The 19,820-nt window shown below is 66.9% G+C and carries 15 protein-coding genes; 5 read left to right on the top strand and 10 right to left on the bottom strand.

The window, feature by feature from the left end:
* Positions 1-2: 2 nt before the first annotated feature.
* The 3 genes from ACIRP2_RS11310 to ACIRP2_RS11300 all read right to left on the bottom strand — a co-directional run bounded on the left by ACIRP2_RS11310 (position 3) and on the right by ACIRP2_RS11300 (position 3,639).
* Complete coding sequence (locus ACIRP2_RS11310; RefSeq protein ID WP_404248770.1) at positions 3-977, bottom strand: ABC transporter permease; 975 nt, start codon at positions 975-977, stop codon at positions 3-5.
* Complete coding sequence (locus ACIRP2_RS11305) at positions 970-1,893, bottom strand: ABC transporter permease (RefSeq protein ID WP_404248768.1); 924 nt, start codon at positions 1,891-1,893, stop codon at positions 970-972. The genes ACIRP2_RS11310 and ACIRP2_RS11305 overlap by 8 nt, the downstream gene beginning before the upstream one ends.
* Before the next feature lie 117 nt (positions 1,894-2,010).
* Positions 2,011-3,639, bottom strand: a complete 1,629-nt coding sequence (locus ACIRP2_RS11300) for an ABC transporter substrate-binding protein (protein ID WP_404248766.1) — start codon at positions 3,637-3,639, stop codon at positions 2,011-2,013.
* Positions 3,640-4,144: 505 nt separating this feature from the next.
* Between ACIRP2_RS11300 and ACIRP2_RS11295 the strand changes: the two genes are divergently transcribed.
* The 5 genes from ACIRP2_RS11295 (at position 4,145) to ACIRP2_RS11275 (ending at position 10,258) form a co-directional block, all read left to right on the top strand.
* Positions 4,145-5,173 carry an ABC transporter permease gene (locus ACIRP2_RS11295; protein WP_404248764.1) on the top strand — a complete coding sequence of 343 codons (1,029 nt, stop codon included), beginning with the start codon at positions 4,145-4,147 and terminating at the stop codon, positions 5,171-5,173.
* A 75-nt stretch (positions 5,174-5,248) separates the two neighbouring features.
* On the top strand, positions 5,249-7,036 hold the full coding sequence (locus ACIRP2_RS11290) for an ABC transporter substrate-binding protein (protein WP_404248762.1): 1,788 nt from the start codon (positions 5,249-5,251) through the stop codon (positions 7,034-7,036).
* A gap of 92 nt (positions 7,037-7,128) precedes the next feature.
* A complete protein-coding gene (locus tag ACIRP2_RS11285; protein WP_404248760.1) occupies positions 7,129-8,109 on the top strand; it encodes an ABC transporter permease in 981 nt (326 codons plus the stop codon).
* A gap of 71 nt (positions 8,110-8,180) precedes the next feature.
* Positions 8,181-9,146, top strand: coding sequence for an ABC transporter ATP-binding protein (locus ACIRP2_RS11280; RefSeq protein ID WP_404249462.1), 966 nt, complete (start codon positions 8,181-8,183; stop codon positions 9,144-9,146).
* Positions 9,147-9,172: 26 nt separating this feature from the next.
* Positions 9,173-10,258 (top strand): ABC transporter ATP-binding protein, encoded by a 1,086-nt coding sequence (locus ACIRP2_RS11275; protein WP_404248758.1) that lies wholly within the window; start codon positions 9,173-9,175, stop codon positions 10,256-10,258.
* 306 nt (positions 10,259-10,564) lie between these two features.
* On the opposite strand, the gene ACIRP2_RS11270 is transcribed toward ACIRP2_RS11275, so the two are convergent.
* The 7 genes from ACIRP2_RS11270 to ACIRP2_RS11240 form a co-directional block, all read right to left on the bottom strand.
* Positions 10,565-11,716: an ABC transporter ATP-binding protein gene (locus ACIRP2_RS11270; protein WP_404248756.1), complete on the bottom strand. Its 1,152-nt coding sequence runs from the start codon at positions 11,714-11,716 to the stop codon at positions 10,565-10,567.
* Positions 11,709-12,767: an ABC transporter ATP-binding protein gene (locus ACIRP2_RS11265; protein ID WP_404248754.1), complete on the bottom strand. Its 1,059-nt coding sequence runs from the start codon at positions 12,765-12,767 to the stop codon at positions 11,709-11,711. The genes ACIRP2_RS11270 and ACIRP2_RS11265 overlap by 8 nt, the downstream gene beginning before the upstream one ends.
* 14 nt (positions 12,768-12,781) lie before the next feature.
* The gene (locus ACIRP2_RS11260; RefSeq protein ID WP_404248752.1) at positions 12,782-13,747 is read right to left on the bottom strand and encodes an ABC transporter permease; all 966 of its coding nucleotides are present in this window, start codon (positions 13,745-13,747) and stop codon (positions 12,782-12,784) included.
* Entirely contained in the window at positions 13,740-14,666 is a 927-nt protein-coding gene (locus tag ACIRP2_RS11255; protein ID WP_404248750.1) for an ABC transporter permease, read from the bottom strand. Before ACIRP2_RS11255 ends, ACIRP2_RS11260 begins: the two co-directional genes overlap by 8 nt.
* A 144-nt stretch (positions 14,667-14,810) precedes the next feature.
* A complete protein-coding gene (locus ACIRP2_RS11250) occupies positions 14,811-16,454 on the bottom strand; it encodes an ABC transporter substrate-binding protein (protein WP_404248749.1) in 1,644 nt (547 codons plus the stop codon).
* Between the two features lie 436 nt (positions 16,455-16,890).
* Positions 16,891-18,762 (bottom strand): translational GTPase TypA, encoded by a 1,872-nt coding sequence (typA, locus tag ACIRP2_RS11245; protein ID WP_404248747.1) that lies wholly within the window; start codon positions 18,760-18,762, stop codon positions 16,891-16,893.
* A 137-nt stretch (positions 18,763-18,899) separates the two neighbouring features.
* Positions 18,900-19,592 (bottom strand): hypothetical protein, encoded by a 693-nt coding sequence (locus ACIRP2_RS11240; protein WP_404248745.1) that lies wholly within the window; start codon positions 19,590-19,592, stop codon positions 18,900-18,902.
* Positions 19,593-19,820 lie beyond the last annotated feature (228 nt).

Here is a 19,820-nt window from a genome sequence, read left to right as displayed (position 1 = left end):
CCTCAGCGCAGCTTGGGGTCGAGGGCGTCGCGCACCGCGTCGCCGAGCATGATGAACGCGAGCACGGTGACCGCCAGCGCGCCGGCGGGCCAGAGCAGCATGTGCGGGGCGTTGCGGATGTACTGGGACGCGGCGGAGATGTCGATGCCCCAGGAGACGGCCGGCGGTTTCAGGCCGACGCCGAGGAACGAGAGGGTCGCCTCCAGCGAGATGTACGTACCGAGCGCGATGGTCGCGACGACGATCACCGGCGCGACGGCGTTCGGGGTGATGTGGCGCAGCAGCATCCGCGCGTTGGAGGCTCCGAGCGCCCGTGCCGCCTGCACGTAGTCGTTCTGTTTGGCGGTGATCACGGAGCCCCGGGCGATGCGGGCGATCTGCGGCCAGCCCAGCAGCACGATGAAGCCGATGACCGGCCAGACGGTGCTGCTGGTGACCACGGAGAGGAAGACCAGGCCGCCGAGGACCACCGGGATACCGAAGAAGATGTCCGTGAGGCGGGAGAGGACCGAGTCCCACCAGCCGCCGAAGAATCCGGCCAGGCCGCCGAGGAGGCCGCCGAGCAGGGTGACGCCCAGGGTGGCGCAGACGCCGACGGTCACCGAGTTCCTGGCCCCGTAGACGGTCCGGGTGTAGACGTCGCAGCCCTGTCCGTCGAAGCCGAAGGGGTGACCGGGCTGGGAGCCCTGCTGGGCCTTGTCGAGGTTGCAGTCGAGGGGGTCCTGATCGGCGATCAGCGACGGCCAGATCGAGATGATCACCAGGAAGAGGATGATCAGGGCGGAGATGATGAAGACCGGGTTGCGGCGCAGGTCCCGCCAGGCGTCGGACCACAGGCTGCGCGGTTTCTCGGCGGGGCCGGTGCCCTCCGGTCCGCCCGGTGTCTTTTCGAGGGTCGAGCCCTCCTCCAGGGCGAGGTCCATCACGCCTCCTGCTCCGGCCGGTGAGATCGCCTCGTCCGGTGTCTGCTCAGGCATAGCGGATCCTCGGGTCGAGTACGGCGTACAGCAGGTCGACGATGAGGTTCGCCGCCAGGAAGACGAGGACGAGAATGGTGACGAAGCCGACGACGGTCTGCGAGTTCTGGCGCAGAATGCCCTGGTAGAGCTGGTAGCCGACGCCGTGGATGTTGAAGATCCGCTCCGTGACGATCGCCCCGCCCATCAGGGCGCCCACGTCCGTTCCGATGAAGGTGACGACCGGGATCAGCGAGTTGCGCAGCAGATGCCGGATCACGACGCGACGCCTGGGCAGTCCCTTGGCGACGGCGGTGCGGACGTAGTCGGCGCGGGCGTTCTCGGCGATCGAGGTCCGGGTGAGCCGGGTGACGTAGGCCAGGGAGACCGAGGCGAGGACGAGTCCCGGGACGAGGAGCTCGTTGAAGGGCGCCTGAGGGGAGACGGACGGTTTGATGACACCCCACTCCACTCCCAGGAGGAGCTGGAGCAGCAGACCGGTGACGAAGGTCGGGATGGAGATGACGACCAGGGTCAGGATGAGCACGCCGGTGTCGACGGGGCGGCCGCGCTGCAGGCCGGTGACGACACCGAGGCTGATGCCGATGACGATCTCGAAGACGATCGCGACGACGGTGAGCCGGATGGTGACGGGGAAGGCGGTGCCCATCAGCTCGGTGACCTTCTGCCCGTTGAACGCGGTGCCGAAGTCGCCGGTGAAGACATTGCCCATGTAGGTCGCGTATTGCTGCCAGACAGGCTTGTCGAGGCCGAACTCCGAGCGGAGTCGGGCGGCGGTCGCCGGGTCGCATTGGCGTTCGCCGCACAGGCCCGCGATGGGATCGCCCATCACGTTCACCATGAGGAAGATCAGCAGTGTGGCGCCGAAGAAGACCGGGATCATCTGCAGCAGCCGCCGGATCACATAACGTCCCATGAAGGGCTCCGGGGGTCACGGGGGTCGAAGGCTCGGGGCTGGGGAGTGACGCGTCGAGGCGATGGCGGGGCCGGGCGGCCGGCGCGTTCCGCGCGCCGACCGCCCGGCCCCGACGGGTCACTTGACCTTGATCTGCTCGTACACCGGGACGCTGAACTGGTTCAGCGACACATTCGTGACCCGGTCCGAGTAGCCGGCGCTGCCGTTCTGGTACCAGAGGGGGATGACGGGCATCTGCGCCACCAGGACCCTCTCCGCGTCCTGGAAGGTCGACACGGCCTTGGCCTTGTCGGACTCGGCGTTGGCCTTGTTGATGAGGCCGTCGAACTGCTTGTTGCTCCACTTGCCGTCGTTGGACGAGGCGTCGGTGTAGTACACCGGCTGCAGGAAGTTCTGGATGAGCGGGTAGTCCATCTGCCAGCCGGCCCGCCAGGGGCCGGTCAGCTTCTGCTGGGAGACCTGGCTGCGGAAGTCGGCGAAGGTGCCCACGGGCCCGCCGACGCACGCGTTGTTGTTGCCCATCACCCTGTTGATGCTGTTGCAGACCGCGTCGACCCACTCCTTGTGCGAACCGGTGTCCGCGTTGTACGAGATCTTGAGCTGGCCGCCGGGGATGCCGCCCCCCTCCTGGATCAGCTTCTTGGCGTTCGCGGCGTTGTACTCGCAGGGCGCGCCGCACAGCCCCTTCTTGAAGCCGCCTTCCGCACCGAGGACCGGGGAGGTCCAGTCGGACGCGGGGGTGCGGGTCTTCTGGAAGATCTGGCTGGTGATCTGCTCGCGGTTGATGGCCATCGACAGGCCCTGGCGGACCTTGATGCCGCCGGGGGTGTCCCACTTCTTGTCGTAGAAGGGGAAGGCGAGGGTCTGGATGATGCCCGCCGGGGTGTTGATGTACCGGTCGCCGAGGTCCGCCTTGACGTTCTTCAGCTGCGAGGCGGGCACGTCGTCGACGAGGTCGAGGTTGCCGGCGGTCAGGTCGGTGTAGGCGGTGTTGTTGTCGGTGTAGACCTTGAGGTCGATACCACCGTTCTGCGCCTTGTCGTCCCCGGGGTACTTGTCCCACTTGCGCAGGCTCATCGACGAGCCCTTGGTGTACGTGTCGATGGTGTACGGGCCGTTGCCGATCGGCTTGGACAGCCAGGCGGCGTGGTCGGTGAAGAAGGCCTTGGGCAGCGGGGCGAAGGCCGGGTAGCCGAGGGTGTCGGGCCAGAGGGAGAACTTCTGCGACAGCTTGACCGTGAAGGTCCTGTCGTCGACGAGCTTGAGGCCGGAGAGCGTGTTCGCCGTGGAACCGCCGGTGTCGGGGTGGACCTTGTCGTATCCGTCGATGTATCCGAAGAAGTAGGCGTTCTTCTGATTGTTCTTCAGCAGCGCCCCGTAGTTCCAGGCGTCCACGAAGGACTTCGCGGTGACCTTCTCGCCGTTGCTGAAGGTCCAGCCGTCCTTCACGGTGATCCTGAAGTTCTGGTTGTCCTTGGACTCGATCTTCTCGGCGAGCATGTTGATGGCCGCGCCGGTCTTCGGGTCGTACCTCTTGAGTCCCCGGAAGACCATGTCGAGGACCTTGCCGCCCTGCACCTCGTTGGTGTTCGCGGGTTCCAGCGGGTTCTGCGGGTCACCCCAGGAAGAACTCACGATTCCATTGGCCCCACCGCCGCCACCGCCGCCCCCTCCGCCGCAGGCCGTCGCCGTCAGGACGACGGCGACCGCACATGCGGCCCACTTGGCCTGTGTGGCTCCGCGCATGGAGTGCCTCCTCTTGATGCTCCGTCTCACTTGCAGTCAAATATCACCGCATACCGCGCATTGCGCATATTTTCTCCACCCATTCGGGCGCGAGGGAAGCGTTCCGAGTGGCGCGCCGGGCCCGGACCCCGCACGGGTCGACTCCGCCGCCGCGGCGCCGCACCCGGCCGAACACCGCCCCGGTGGACATCGGAGCGATAACGGCCCCGCATCGAATGCGCATCGACGAGGTACCCACCTGACCGGATGTACGAATTCCGAGACATCGCCGCCCGTATATCGAACTCATTGCCGGATTTGACCCATTTGGCAGCGAACGCGTCTTCGAAAAGAAGAAACGGAGGCAAAGATACGCCCTTCCGCAGGTAATGAAAGATTCAAATCTCCAAAGAGCGGCCCAAGGGCGACAGACATTCATTGACCCTGCATGAATTGCGTTGAAAAAGTCCGGGTAGCCCGTAGGTGTGCCCTGCGGAGTCCTTCGACCCTCCGGGCCAGGAGCACCATGACGATTCCAACACCGCACACAGCCACTCCACTTGAAGTGGAGGACGCGAAGCCGCAGCAGGTACCGGACCCTTCGGCGCTCAAGGGCGGTGACGGCCGTTCACCGGGCAAGCTGGCCTGGCGACGCTTCAAACGCGACCGTGCCGGCGTGATTTCGGCCTATGTGGTCATTTTCTTCTTCCTGGTGGCCATCTGCGCGCCGCTGATAGCCAAGATGTACGGCAAGGATCCGTACACGACGTACGGCCAGGACCAGGACGGCCTGCTCAACGACTTCGGCTTTCCGATCAAGCCCAACGGCGGTATCAGCGGCGACTTCTGGTTCGGCATCGAGCCACAGCTCGGCCGCGACCTCTTCACCTTTCTCCTCTACGGCATCCGCAACTCACTGTTCATCGCGGGTGTGACGACGCTTCTGGTGACCGTCCTGGGCATCGTCATCGGCATCACCGCCGGGTACCTCGGAGGGAAGACCGACTACTTCATCGGCCGGGTCATCGACATCCTGCTGGCGTTCCCCTCGACGCTCTTCTTCATCGCGTTCTGGCCGGTGCTCATCTCGATCCTGGTCTCGCCCGAGGAGGCCACACCCACCTGGCTCGTCGTCACCAGTCTCATCCTGGTGATGACCGCCTTCGGCTGGGCCTCCATCGCGCGCCTGCTGCGCGGTGAGGTACTCGCCCTGCGCGAGCGGGAGTTCGTCGAGGCGGCGAAGGTGACCGGCGCTTCCCCGGCGCGGATCATCTTCAAGGAACTGCTGCCCAACCTGTGGACGCCGATCCTCATCCAGGCGACCCTCGCTCTCCCCATGTTCGTGACCGCGGAGGCCGGTCTCGCCTTCCTCGGTGTCGGACTGACGGCGAAGACGCCCGACTGGGGCGTACTGCTCCAACGCGGCGCCGACGTCTACCAGGACGACATCACCTTCATGCTCTTCCCGGGGGTGACGATGGTGGTCTTCGTCCTCGCCTTCAACCTCCTCGGGGACTCGGTCCGCGACGCTCTCGACCCGAAGACCAAGCGCTGACAGTTTTGCCCCGGACCGGAGCGACGGGGCTCCGCCGGATCATTCGTCCCTCTTCATCGACCAGGGCAGGTTGCCATGTCTCTCTCCCGCAGAAACTTCGTCATAGCCACATCCGTCGCGGCGGGCGGCTCCTTCGTTCTCTCCGCGTGCAGCAGTGGTGACGCGGGCGGAGGCGGCGGCAAGGACGCGCCGCACGCGGGCGCCACCGAGTACACCGGCGCCACCGTCAAGATCGGCACCAAGGAGGACTCCACCGGCCCCGCTCCGGAGGTCCCCGGCGCCAAGAAGGGCGGGACGATCTACGGCGTCTCCGAGGACGACTTCTCCCACCTCGACCCGCAGCGCATCTACTTCGCGTTCAACTCCAGCGGGGCGCTCATGTTCGCCCGCGGCCTCACCGGCTACAAGATCGACATGAAGGGTGCCATGACCCTGGTCGGTGACCTCGCCACCGACGTCGGCACCGCGTCCGCCGACAACAAGACCTGGACCTTCACGCTGAAGGACGGGCTCAAGTGGCAGGACGGCAGCGAGCTGACCGTCGAGGACGTCCGCCACGGCATCGAGCGCGCCTGGGCGCCGTTCATCACCGAGGGCGCCGCCTACGTCCAGCAGGCGCTCACCGGCAAGGGCGACTGGCGCAAGGGGTACGAGGGTCCGTACGGCGGCAAGCACCTGGACTCGATCGTCACCGACAAGGCGAAGAAGACGATCACCTTCAAGCTGGCGGAGGCCCGCCCGGACTTCAACTTCACGCTGGCCATGAGCTCCTACGCGGCCACGCCGGTGAAGCTGGACACCAAGGAGAAGTACGACAAGCAGCCCGTCTCCTGCGGCCCGTACATCGTCAAGCACCGCTCCATCGACAAGTCGATGACGCTGACGCGCAACAAGCACTGGGACCCGGCCACCGACCCGATCCGCAACGCCTACCCGGACAGCTTCGAGTTCGAGTTCGGCCCCACCTCGCTGGAGTCCGCGGACCGCTTCATCGCGGACCAGGGCAAGGACCAGCAGATGGTCTCCATCTACAAGTCCGTGCCGGCCGAGCGCATGCAGAAGGTGCTCACCGACCCGGAGCTGAAGAAGCGCACCTTCAACGGTCTGCTCACCGGCACGTACTACTACGCCATCAACTGCAAGCGCATCACCGACCTCGAGGTGCGCAAGGCGCTCAACACCGCCTGGCCGCTGGAGCAGATCCGCAAGATCTACGGCGGTCCCTCCGCGGGCGACTACGCGACCACCATCCTGAGCCCCGACATCCTCGGCCGCGAGGAGTTCGACCTCTACGGCAAGCTGAAGACGCCCCAGGGCGACGCGGAGGCGGCCAAGGCGATCCTCAAGAAGGCCGGGAAGCTCGGCCAGAAGGTCGTCTACAGCTACCCGCAGAGCCCGACCTACGACAAGACGGCCGTCGTCATCGAGAACGCGCTGAAGAAGGCCGGCTTCACGCCGGTCATCAAGCCCGTCGACTCGACGTCGTACTACGACCAGATCCAGCAGGTCGACAACAGCTTCGACGTCATGTGGTTCGGCTGGTCCCCGGACTGGCCCACCGCCTACACGATGATCCAGCCGCTCTTCGACAGCGCCTCCATCGGCAACGGCCAGAACAACGTCTCCCAGGCGAAGGCCGACTGGATCGACGCGGCCATCAAGGAGAACGTCGTCATCGGCGACCAGAAGAAGGCCGGTGCGGCCTGGGCGGCGCTGGACAAGCGGATCATGGACGAGGTCGCCCCGATCATCCCGGAGACCTTCCAGCGGCGCTTCTACCTGTACGGCTCCAAGGTCGGCGGCGCCATGATGGACCCGCAGTTCTCCGCGACGCTGCTCTACAAGACGTACGTCAAGGCCTGACGAACGGCCCCCGCGGGGACCGGGCGGCTCTCCACCCCAGGGCCGCCCGCTCCCCTCCTCCCTCTCGGCATCCGTCAGGAAAACCCACTGCCATGCTGCGCTTTCTTCTCCGCCGTATCGTCGGCGCCGCGGTCATCCTGCTGATCATCAGCGCCCTGGTCTTCGTCCTCTTCTACACCGCCCCGCGCGACCCCGCCCGGGTAGCCTGCGGCAAGGTCTGCACCCCCGAGACACTCGCGCTGGTACGGCACAACCTGGGGATAGCCGACCCGATTCCGGTGCAGTACTGGCATTGGCTGCAGGGGATCTTCGTCGGCCGCGAGTACCAGTCGTACGGGCACTGCCCCGCGCCCTGCCTGGGGTATTCGTTCATCAACCGCGAGCCGGTCTTCGGCACCATCGTCGACCGCTTCCCGACCACTCTCTCGCTCTCCGTGGGCAGCGCCTTCGTCTTCGTCCTCTTCGGCGTCGGCACCGGCATGCTCGCCGCGGTCAAGCAGGGCAAGATGCTCGACAAGGTCGCGTCCTCCGCGTCGCTCGTCGCGTCCTCGCTGCAGATCTACATCGTCGGCGTGGTCGCCATGTACTTCCTCACCGACCAGCTGCACCTGCTGGACCGGCCGAGCTACACCCCGCTCAGCGAGAATCCGGGCGCCTGGTTCTCCGGACTTCTGCTGCCCTGGCTGGTCCTCTCGGTCATCTTCACGGCCAACTACACGCGTATGGCCCGGTCCCAACTGGTGGAGTCGCTGAGCGAGGACTACGTGCGGACGGCGCGGGCCAAGGGCCTGTCCCGGCGGACCGTCTTCTTCAGATTCGCCTGGCGCGGGGCCATGGGCCCGATCGTCACCATCTTCGGCCTCGACCTCGGCGTCCTCCTCGGCGGCGCCATCATCACCGAGAAGACCTTCAGCCTCCAGGGCATCGGGGCGCTCTCGGTCAAGGCCGTCTCCACCAACGACCTGCCGACGCTCCTCGGCGTGATGATGGTGGCCGCCGTCGCGATCGTGGTCCTCAACATCGTCGTCGACGCCGTCTACGCCCTCATCGACCCACGCGTCCGCCTCGCCTAGGGAGAGATCCAGTGAGCACCCCCTTCCTCTCCGTACGCGATCTGCGCGTGCACTTCTCCACCGAAGACGGCATGGTCAAGGCCGTCGACGGGCTGTCCTTCGACGTCGAGCGCGGCAAGACCCTCGGCATCGTCGGCGAGTCGGGCTCCGGCAAGTCCGTCACCAATCTGACGATCCTCGGCCTGCACCACCCCGACCACACCGAGATCGAGGGCGAGATCCTGCTCGACGGCCAGGATCTGCTGGCCGCCTCGGAGCGGGAGCTGGAGCAGCTGCGCGGCAACAAGATGGCGATGATCTTCCAGGACGCGCTGGCCTCGCTCTCGCCGTACCACACCGTCGGCAAGCAGATCGGCGAGACGTTCCGCAAGCACACCGGCGCCTCCAAGCGGGACGCCAGGGCGCGGGCCGTCGAGATGCTCACCAAGGTGGGCATCCCGCAGCCCGATCTGCGGGTGGACGACTATCCGCACCAGTTCTCCGGCGGTATGCGCCAGCGCGCGATGATCGCCATGGCACTGGTCTGCGACCCGGCGCTGCTGATCGCGGACGAGCCGACGACCGCGCTGGACGTCACCGTGCAGGCCCAGATCATGGACCTGCTCAAGGACCTCCAGCAGGAGACCGGCACCTCGATCATCTTCATCACCCACGACCTCGGGGTCATCGCCGACATCGCCGACGACGTGCTGGTGATGTACGGCGGCCGGTGCGTGGAGCGCGGCACCAAGAAGGAGGTGCTGCGGGCGCCCCAGCACCCGTACACCTGGGGGCTGCTGGGATCCATGCCGAGCCTCGAAGGCCCGGTCGACGTACCGCTGTCGCCGATCCCCGGCTCGCCTCCGAGCCTCCTCAACCCGCCGTCCGGCTGCCGCTTCCACCCGCGGTGCTCCTTCACCGAGCAGGTCGGCGGCAAGCGTTGTGCGACCGACCAGCCGCCGCTGGAGCTGGTGGCCGGGCGCGGGGCCGCCTGTCACCTCACCGCGGAGCAGCGCACCGAGTTCTTCGCCGACTTCGCCGGCACCCGGCCCAACTGACGTACAAGAGACGGGACTTCCCCACCATGAGCAGCACAGATCCCCTCCTGGACGTCGCCGGACTCACCAAGCACTTCCCGATCAAGGGCGGCTTCCCGATCCGGCGGACGGTCGGCGCGGTGCAGGCCGTCGACGGGGTGGACTTCACCGTGCACGAGGGCGAGAGCCTGGGTCTGGTCGGCGAGTCCGGCTGCGGCAAGTCGACGACCGGCCGGCTGATCACCCGGCTCCTGGAGCCGACGGCCGGCCGGATCACCTACCGCGGGCAGGACATCGCCCACGCCTCGCGCAAGCAACTGGCCCCGGTCCGCTCGGAGATCCAGATGATCTTCCAGGACCCGTACGCCTCGCTGAACCCGCGGCAGACCGTCGGCAAGATCATCACCGCGCCGATGGAGATCAACGGCATCGACCCGGCGGGCGGCCGGGAGGCGCGGGTGCGGGAGCTGCTGGAGACCGTCGGCCTCAACCCGGAGCACTACAACCGCTTCCCGCACGAGTTCTCCGGCGGTCAGCGCCAGCGCATCGGCGTGGCCCGCGCCCTCGCCCTGGAGCCCAAGCTGATCGTGGCCGACGAGCCGGTCTCGGCGCTGGACGTCTCGATCCAGGCCCAGGTGGTGAACCTGCTCCAGCAGCTGCAGAAGGAACTCGGCATCGCGTTCCTGTTCATCGCCCACGACCTGGCCGTCGTGCGCCACTTCTCGCAGCGCGTGGCGGTCATGTACCTCGGCAGGATCGTGGAGATCGCCGATCGGGAGGACCTGTACGGCAATCCGCGTCACCCGTACACCAGAGCGCTGCTCTCCGCCGTGCCCGAGGCGTCCGCCGACGAGGCGCCGGCCCGTGAGCGCATCCGCCTGGCCGGCGACGTGCCCTCCCCGGTCGACCCGCCGTCCGGCTGCCGCTTCCGTACCCGTTGCTGGAAGGCGACGGACAAGTGCGCGAGCGAGGCGCCGCCACTGGTACGGGTGGAGGGCAGCCGGGAAGGCCATCTGACGGCCTGCCACTACCCCGAGGACTCCCAGGCCGTGCCGAGCGTCCCGAAGGCCCGTGAGGCCTCGCAGGGGCCGGAGTCCGACAAGACCACCGACGACCCCGGAGCCGGGGCCTGACAGCCCCCTGGCTCCGGCCCCGGGGCGCCGTCGCCGACACGGACCCGACCGGTCCGGGGACCGCGGGGCTCCCCCGCCCCGAGGAACCGGGCACGTGAGCCCCTTGACCCGAGCCACCCGCGAGGCCGGTTCCCGGACATACGGGAAGGGCGCCCGGAACCGACCGGTTCCGGGCGCCTCCACGTCCGGCCGCACGGCCGCCGGGCACGACGGTGCGCACGGCCGCCGGGCACGGCTCGGGGCCCGGAACCTTGGCAGGTTCCGGGCCCCGGGTGTCACACGCTCCGTGCTACGAAGCCGCGCGTACTACGAAGCCGCGCCGACGACGTCCTTCTCCTCGGCGAAGTGGCACGCCGATTCGTGCGCGGCCGGGGAGTCCACGGACTTCAAGCGCTCGGGGACCGCCAGCAGCGGCGTCTCCGTGGCGCACTTGTCCGTCGCCTTCCAGCACCGCGTACGGAAACTGCAGCCCGACGGCGGGTTCGCCGGCGACGGGACGTCACCGGTGAGGATGATCCGCTCGCCGCGCTCGCGGGCCTCCGGGTCGGGGACCGGGACCGCCGACAGCAGCGCCTGGGTGTAGGGATGCGTCGGGTGGTCGTAGATCTCCTCGTCCGTGCCGATCTCGGCCATCTTGCCGAGGTACATCACGCCGACCCGGTCGGAGATGTGCCGGACGATCGACAGGTCGTGCGCGATGAAGAGGTAGGAGAGGTTGAACTCGTCCTGGAGCTTCTCCATCAGGTTGATGACCTGCGCCTGCACCGACACGTCGAGCGCGGAGACCGGCTCGTCGCAGATGATGATCTCCGGGTTGAGCGCGAGGCCGCGGGCGATGCCGATGCGCTGGCGCTGACCGCCGGAGAACTGGTGCGGATAGCGGTTGATGTACTCCGGGTTGAGACCCACGACGTCCAGCAGGTCCTGGACCTTGCGCCGCCGGTCCCCCTTCGGCGCCACCTCGGGGTGGATGTCGAAGGGCTCGCCGATGATGTCGCCGACCGTCATACGCGGGTTCAGCGACGTGTACGGGTCCTGGAACACCATCTGGATGTTGCGGCGCACGGCCTTCAGCGCGCGTCCCGACAGCCGGGTGATGTCCTGGCCCTTGTAGAAGACCTCGCCGGACGTGGCCGTCTCCAGCGTCATCAGCAGCCGCGCGACCGTGGACTTGCCACAGCCCGACTCGCCGACGATGCCGAGCGTCTCGCCCTGGTAGAGGTCGAAGGAGACCCCGTCCACGGCCTTGACGGCGCCGATCTGGCGCTTGAAGAGGATGCCCTGGCTCAGCGGGAAGTGCTTGACCAGATTGCGCACCTGGAGGATCGGCTCACCGCGTTCCACCGGGGCGTCGATCGCCGCGACCGCCGCCGTCTCGTCGGCGGCCTCGACCTCCACGACGTCGGTGACGTTCGGGGTGCTGTCCAACGATCCGTCCGTCTTGTCGAGCTCAGCCATGGATCGTCTCCTTCCAGAAGTGGCAGGCGCTGCCGCGGCCGGGCAGTTCGCTGCCGTCCTGCTCGGAGACCGGCACCAGGGCCGGAATCTCCGTGCGGCAGATGTCCTCCGCCTTCGGGCACCTGGGGTTGAAGGCGCAGCCGGACGGAATCTTGAGCAGGTTGGGCGGCAGCCCCTTGATCGCGTAGAGCTCCTGGCCCTTCTGATCGAGGCGCGGGATCGAGTCGAGCAGACCCCGGGTGTACGGGTGCGCGGGCCGCTTGTAGAGCTCGTGCACCGGTGCTGTCTCGACGATCCGGCCCGCGTACATGACCGCGATCTTGTCCGCGACGTCGGCGACGACGCCGAGGTCGTGGGTGATCAGGATCAGACCCATGTTGAACTCGGTCTGGAGCTCCTTGAGCAGGTCCATGACCTGGGCCTGGACCGTCACGTCGAGCGCGGTGGTCGGCTCGTCCGCGATGATCAGGTCCGGCTCCAGGGCCAGCGCCATGGCGATCATGATGCGCTGGCGCATGCCGCCGGAGAACTGGTGCGGATAGTCGTTGACCCGCTCCTTGGCGGCGGGGATCTTGACCCGCTCCATCAGCTCGATGGCCTTGAGCTTCGCCTGCTTCTTGGAGAGTCCCTGGTGGACACGGAACATCTCGCCGAGCTGGTAGCCGACCGAGAGCACGGGGTTGAGCGAGGAGAGCGCGTCCTGGAAGATCATCGCGATCTTCTGGCCACGGATCTTCCGCCGCTCCTCGTAGCCCATCGTGAGCATGTCCTGGCCGCGGTACAGGATCTGGCCCTGCGGGATCTTGCCGGGCGGCATGTCGAGAATGCCCATGATCGCCTGAGCGGTCACGGACTTGCCGGAGCCGGACTCGCCGAGCACCGCCAGGGTCTCGCCCGAGTTGACGCTGTAGTTCACACCGTTGACGGCCTTGGCCACTCCGTCACGGGTGTGGAACTCCACGTGCAGGTCGCGCACTTCGAGGAGCGGGCTGTCGTCCGGTCCCCCGGCACGGGGCGCCGGGATGTCTGCTGTCTTGTCCATGATGGTCACGTCGTACGCCCTCCTCAGCGCAGCTTCGGGTCGAGGGCGTCGCGCACCGCGTCGCCGAGCATGATGAACGCGAAGACCGTGAGGCTGAGCATTCCTGCCGGGAACAGCAGCACATGCACGTTGTTACGGATCTCTTCGCTGCCCGACGCGATGTCGATGCCCCACGAGATGGTCGGGTCGGCGAGACCCAGACCCAGGTAGGACAGCGTCGCCTCGGCCGAGATGAAACCACCGAGAGCGATGGTGGCGACGACGATGGTCGGCGCGAGGGCGTTGGGCAGGACATGGCGGAACAGCATCCGGCCGGTCCCCGCGCCGAGAGCGCGTGCCGCCGTCACGTAGTCCGCCTGCTTCGCGGTGATCACCGATGCACGCATCACACGGCAGATCGAGGTCCAGCCGAGGAAGGCGAGGGCCGCGATCACGACGTACACCTTGCGCTCGGCGAAGGCGTTCAGGACGACCATCGTGCCGAGCAGGAAGGGCAGACCGAAGAAGATGTCCGTGATGCGGGAGATGATCGCGTCGAGCCAGCCGCCGAAGAATCCGGCGAGCAGACCCAGCAGGCCGCCGATGATGGTGATCGCCACGGTGACGCCGACGCCGACGAGGATCGAGGCGCGGGTGCCGTAGATGACACGCGCGTAGATCGAGCGGCCCTGGACGTCGTAACCGAACCAGTCCGCCTGGAAGAAGTGCCCGAGTTCGGGCTTCGTCAGGTAGTGGTGCGTCAGATCGCCGGCCCGAGGGTCGGCGCCGGTGAACAGGCCGGGGAAGGCCGCGATCACCAGCAGCAGGACCAACAGGCTTGCCGATATCCAGAACATGGGGCGGTGGCGCAGGTCGAACCAGGCGTCACCCCACAGACCACGAGGCTTGCCGGTGGATTCCTTGACGGGGCTCTCCGCGTCCACCGTCGCAGACGCGACCGCGTCCGCTCCGGCGTCCTTGATGCTCTGGTCCTTCGTCACGTCAGGCATACCGGATCCTCGGGTCCAGGACCGCGTACAGCAGGTCGACAATCAGGTTGATCACGAGAATGATCAGTACGAATACGGTGACGACACCGACGATGGTGGAGCCTTCACGCTGCTGGAGCGCCCGGTAGAGAAGGTTTCCGACACCCTGGACATTGAAGATGCCCTCGGTGACGACCGCGCCGCCGATGAAGCCGCCGACGTCCGTACCGAGGAACGTGACCACCGGGATCAGCGAGTTGCGCAGCAGGTGCACCCCGACGATGCGACGCCGTGGCAGCCCCTTCGCGAGTGCCGTGCGCATGTAGTCCGCGCGCAGGTTCTCGGCGAAGGTCGTACGTGTCAGTCGGGCGACGTATGCCATGGAGAGCATGGCCAGGACGAAGCCCGGCAGGAACAACTGCGTGATGTCCATCGAGTCTTCGACGTTCGGCGCGACCCAGTGCAGTGTGTCCGCGAAGACGAACCGGGCCACGTAGCCGAGGATGAACACGGGGATCGAGATGACGACCAGCGTGAAGATCAGCACGCCGGTGTCCGGTGCCTTGCCCGCCTTCAGTCCGGCCCAGGCGCCGAGGCTGAGACCCACGATCATCTCGATGACCATCGCGACGATGGTGAGACGGATCGTGACGGGGAAAGCCCTCGTCATCTCGTCCCAGACGGGACGACCGCCGAAGGTCTCGCCGAAGTTCAGCTGGAACAGGTCCTTCATGTAGTTGATGTACTGCATGGGAAGGGACTGGTCCAGTCCGAACTTGTGACGCAGCTCCGCGACCTGTGCGGGGTCGGCAGCCTTGTCACCCCACATCGCCCGGATCGGATCACCGGGAAGGATGTGGACCATAAGGAAAATCAACAGAGTAGTCCCGATGAACACCGGGATCATCTGGAGCAGTCGCCTAGCGACGTAGCGCCCCATCATGCCTCCATGCCGTGAGGGGTCGGCGATGGCCTACACATGGTCTCCACCGCGGGGTTGTGGGGGGAGGTTGCCGGGCCAACGCCCGCGAGCCGGTGCCGCCATCCGTTCCGGAGGGCGGCACCGGCCGGCAGGTCCCGAAACTTACTTCTTCGACTTCACCTGAACGTCGGTGAAGATGGGGTCGCCGTCCTGACCGTAAACGATCTTGCCGAACACGTTCTTCGACTGGCCGGAGTTGACCTTGTAGAACCACAGCGGGATCGACGGCATGTCCTTGGCCAGGAGCTGCTCGGCCTCCTGGTACATCTTCACGGTCTCGTCAAGGGTCTTCGCCTTGTCGGCCTTGGAGGTGAGCTCGTCGAACGCCTTGTTGGAGTAACCACTGGTGTTACCGGCGGCCGTCGTGCCGTACAGGTCGCGCATGAAGTTCGAGTTGACCGGGTAGTCGAGCACCCAGCCACCGCGGTACATGGACTTGACCTTCTTGCCGTCACGGGCGTTCAGGTCGGTCGCGAAGTCCGGCTTGGAGTCGCCGACGCACTCGACGCCGGTGGCCTGGCGGATGCTGTTGCAGACCGCGTCGACCCACGCCTTGTGCGGCTGGTCCGCGTTGTACTGGATCGAGATCTTGTTGCCCGGGACGCCGCCACCCTCGGTGATGAGGGCCTTGGCCTTGGCCGGGTCGTACTTCACGATGTCGCCGAGGGCGCCGGCCTTGTAGCCGAGCACGCCGCGGGCGACGTACGAGTCGGCCGGGGTACGGGTTCCGTTGAGGACGGTCTTCGTGATCGTCTCACGGTCGATCGCCATCGACAGGCCCTGGATGACCTTGGGGTTGATGTTCTTGAACTGCTTGGTGTAGAACGCCGGGACGATCGACTGGACCGCGGAGTACTCCTGGTCGATCGCACGGTCGCCGAGGTCCTGCTTGTAGTTCTTCAGCGAGGTCACGGGGACCTGCTCGATCCAGTCGAGCTGGTCCGAGCGCAGAGCCGAGTAGGCGGCCTCGGCGTTCGTGTAGTTCTTGAAGTCGATGCCACCGTTCTTGGCCTTGTTCGGGCCCTGGTAACCGTCGAACTTCCGAACCTTGATCAGCTTGTTGTGGTCCCACGAGACGAACTTGTAGGGACCGTTGCCGATCGGGTGCTGGCCGGCGGCCTTCGGGTCCTTGAAGAAGGACTCGGGCAGCGGCGCCCAGACGTCGTAGCCCAGCTTGTACGCGAAGTACGAGACCGGACCGCTGAGGGAAATCGTGAAGGTGTTGTCGTCAACGACCTTCAGGCCTTCCATCTCGGTCTTCTTCGGGTCACCCTTGTCCGGGTGGACGTCGGAGTAGCCCTTGATGTCCTGGAACCAGCTGGAGTTGGTCTGGTTGTTCTTGACGTTGGCAGACCAGTTCCAGGAGTCCACGTAGGACTTGGCGGTGACCGTGGTGCCGTCGTGGAACTTCCAGCCCGGCTTGAGCTTGACGGTCCACACGGACGAGTCGGCGTTGGGCGTCACGGACTCGGCGTTGATGTACGTGAGCTTGCCGGTGCCGGGCTCGTAGCTGACGAGGCCCGCGAAGATGGCGCCGAGGACACGGCTGCCCTGGCTCTCCTTGGCGTTCGCCGGCTGCAGCGGGTTCTGCGGCTCGCTGAGCTGGGCGGTCAGGATCCCGTTCGGGTCCGCCTTGCCCGAGTTCATGCCGCTGTCACTGCCCTTGTCGCTACCACCACAGGCGGTCGCGGCCAGGGCGATGACGGCCGCTCCCGCGACCCACTTGGCGCTCTTGGCACCACGCATGGGTTTCCTCCTCATGAGTCCACTTTTGACTACAAGAAGGGCACTGGAGTGATACACCGACACCCCTGACGGTGATCGTTTCAGTGCCCTGAGTGTGCTCGTGAGTCGGCACTCCCCACAGTGCGTGACCCATTGACCCGAGCTCAATGGAGCCAACTATTGAGTACGAGCGGGCCATAAACCACACTTAAAGGGTCTCGGTTTGACAACATCGGCAGGGTGTCGATGACCGAAATCCGGACAAAGCGATCCCAGACAGACACGCCCGAAACGGACCGTTAACACATGTTCCGGAGAGCGACGCTCGATAACCGGACACCCCGGGCAGAAAAACGAGTTGACGCAAAGACCGGGCCCCCACAGTGTCTGCGGGGGCCCGGGTCTCATGTCAATGGCTCGAACGGCTCTTGCGGAGGAGCCGTCGGCCTGTGTGGCGTCAGCGCTTGGCGCGGGACGCGGCGCGGCCGCGCTCCTTCTGGTCCAGGACGACCTTGCGGATGCGGACCGTCTCCGGGGTCACCTCGATGCACTCGTCCTCGCGGCAGAACTCCAGGGACTGCTCCAGGGAGAGCTTGCGGGCCGGGACCACGTTCTCCGTGGTGTCCGCGGAAGCCGCACGCATGTTGGTGAGCTTCTTCTCCTTGGTGATGTTCACGTCCATGTCGTCGGCGCGGGAGTTCTCGCCGATGATCATGCCCTCGTAGACCTCGGTGCCGGCCTCGGTGAAGATGACACCGCGCTCCTGGAGGTTGACCATCGCGAACGGCGTCACGGAGCCCGCGCGGTCGGCGACCAGGGAGCCGTTGTGACGGGTGCGCAGCTCGCCGAACCACGGCTCGTGGCCCTCGAAGATGGAGTGCGCGATGCCCGTGCCGCGGGTCTGCGTCAGGAACTCCGTACGGAAGCCGATGAGGCCGCGGGACGGAACGATCCACTCCATGCGGACCCAGCCCGAACCGTGGTTCGTCATCGTCTCCATGCGGCCCTTGCGGGTCGCCATCAGCTGGGTGATCGCACCGAGGTGCTCCTCGGGGGAGTCGATCGTCATGCGCTCGATCGGCTCGTGCGTCTTGCCGTCGACCTGCTTGGTGACGACCTCCGGCTTGCCGACCGTGAGCTCGAAGCCCTCACGGCGCATCTGCTCGACGAGGATGGCCAGCGCGAGCTCACCGCGGCCCTGGACCTCCCAGGCGTCCGGGCGCTCGGTGTCCAGGACGCGGAGCGAGACGTTACCGATCAGCTCGCGGTCGAGGCGGTCCTTCACCTGGCGGGCGGTGACCTTGTGGCCCTTGCCGCCCTTGCCGACGAGCGGCGAGGTGTTCGTGCCGATGGTCATCGAGATGGCCGGCTCGTCGACCGTGATCAGCGGCAGCGCGACCGGGTTCTCGGGGTCGGCCAGGGTCTCGCCGATCATGATGTCCGGGATGCCCGCGATGGCGCAGATGTCGCCGGGGCCCGCCACCTCGGCCGGCTTACGGGTGAGCGCCTCGGTCATCAGCAGCTCGGTGATGCGGACGTTGGACATCGTGCCGTCGCGCTTGATCCAGGTGACGGTCTGGCCCTTGCGCAGCTCGCCCTGCTCGACACGGCAGAGCGCGATGCGGCCGAGGAAGTTGTCGGCGTCCAGGTTGGTGACGTGGGCCTGCAGCGGGGCCTCGTCGTCGTACTCCGGGGCCGGGACGTGCGCCAGGACCGTGGAGAAGAACGGCTCCAGGTTGTCGCTGTCCTGCGGGACGGTGCCGTCCTCGGGCTTGGTCAGCGAGGCCACGCCGTCACGGGCGCAGGCGTAGACGATCGGGAACTCGATCTGGTCCTCGTCCGCGTCCAGGTCCAGGAACAGGTCGTACGTCTCGTCGACGACCTCGGCGATCCGGGAGTCGGGGCGGTCCGTCTTGTTGATGCAGAGGATGACCGGCATCTTCGCGGCGAGCGCCTTGCGCAGCACGAAACGGGTCTGCGGAAGCGGGCCCTCGGAGGCGTCGACGAGCAGCACGACCGCGTCCACCATCGACAGGCCGCGCTCGACCTCGCCGCCGAAGTCGGCGTGGCCGGGGGTGTCGATGATGTTGATCGTGATCGGGTCCCCGCCGTCCTTGGGGTGATACTTCACCGCCGTGTTCTTGGCGAGGATCGTGATGCCCTTCTCACGCTCCAGGTCGTTCGAGTCCATCATGCGTTCGTCGAGGTTCTCGGCGGCGTGCGCGGCGAAGGCGCCGGCCTGCCTGAGCATGGCGTCGACCAGGGTGGTCTTGCCGTGGTCGACGTGGGCGACGATGGCTACGTTACGGATGTCGTGGCGCGTGGGCATGGGTGGCTAGCGCTTCTCTCGGTCGTGGGATCAGGCGTCTCAGTCGGTCTCGGGTCCTCGTACGCCCGCCGGGCGGACGCGCCACGGCTACCCACCATGGTACGGGGCTGGCGCCGTGGCGGCTTCCCGGGCGATTCCTACCGACCGCAGGACAGCCGTACGGCCTCTCGGGCCGCGGCGGACGCGTGCTTGCGGAGCGGCTCCTCGCAGCGGAGGATTCCGCCGACCGGGGCGGTGGCGGTCACCACATGCCCGAAGGTCGGCTCGTGCTGCTTGCCGTGCCCACAGGAGTAGCGGAAATCGGTCTCGATCAGCTGGAATGCGCTGTACGAGACGTAGTGGCCGGCGGGGCCGCTGAACTCACCGGCACCGGTGTCGAGGGGCGGGTACTCCCCCGGCTTGTCCAGCCCCGCCGCATCCGGGTTCCCCTCGTCCGCCAGGCCGAGGTGAACAGCGAGCGCACCCAGTACGGCGTCCGAGCCCAGCGCGGGTCCCTCGGTGTCCAGGGACGCCATGTCCGTCCGCAGGCGGAGCATCGGCCGGTCGGCGCCGACGGTCTTTGCGGCGGTGACGCGCTGGGCCTCCGTGACCCCGTTGAGCACCGAGAGGCGCTGAGTGTTGAACCAGGTGTAGGTGCCGCCCCGGCAAGCCCGTGCATCCGATACGGGGACACTGTCCGCGCCGGTCCGCCCGGCTGTCGTCGAACCGGCCGGCCGAGGCTCCTCCCGGTTGGCCGCGTCGCTCGATGCCGATGTGCAGCCGCTCACAACGGCGAGGAGTCCCGCGACGAGCAACGCGGTCGTAGTGACGACAGTCCGTGTCCGCTTCATGTTTCCGTCCCCGTGGTCATGACTTGCGGTGAATTTCACCGGTGGTCATGTCCACGGTCCCCCGGGCGGTCGGTCCGGACGCCGGATTTGAGCAACTTCAGAGGTGGGGCTCCGAAGCTGCGGCTCCGGGCCCCCACCCCGGAGCCGGGGCTCCGGGGTGGGGCTCGGAGGTGGGGGGAGTGAGCGGCCACCCGGGTCAGCGGGTAGGCACGACCTTGCCCGCCGGGG

This window comes from Streptomyces sp. NPDC101194 (genome assembly GCF_044767885.1).
GTDB lineage: Bacteria > Actinomycetota > Actinomycetes > Streptomycetales > Streptomycetaceae > Streptomyces.
Note: the sequence above shows the minus strand (reverse complement) of the source record. Positions and strands in the feature narration are given on the sequence as shown.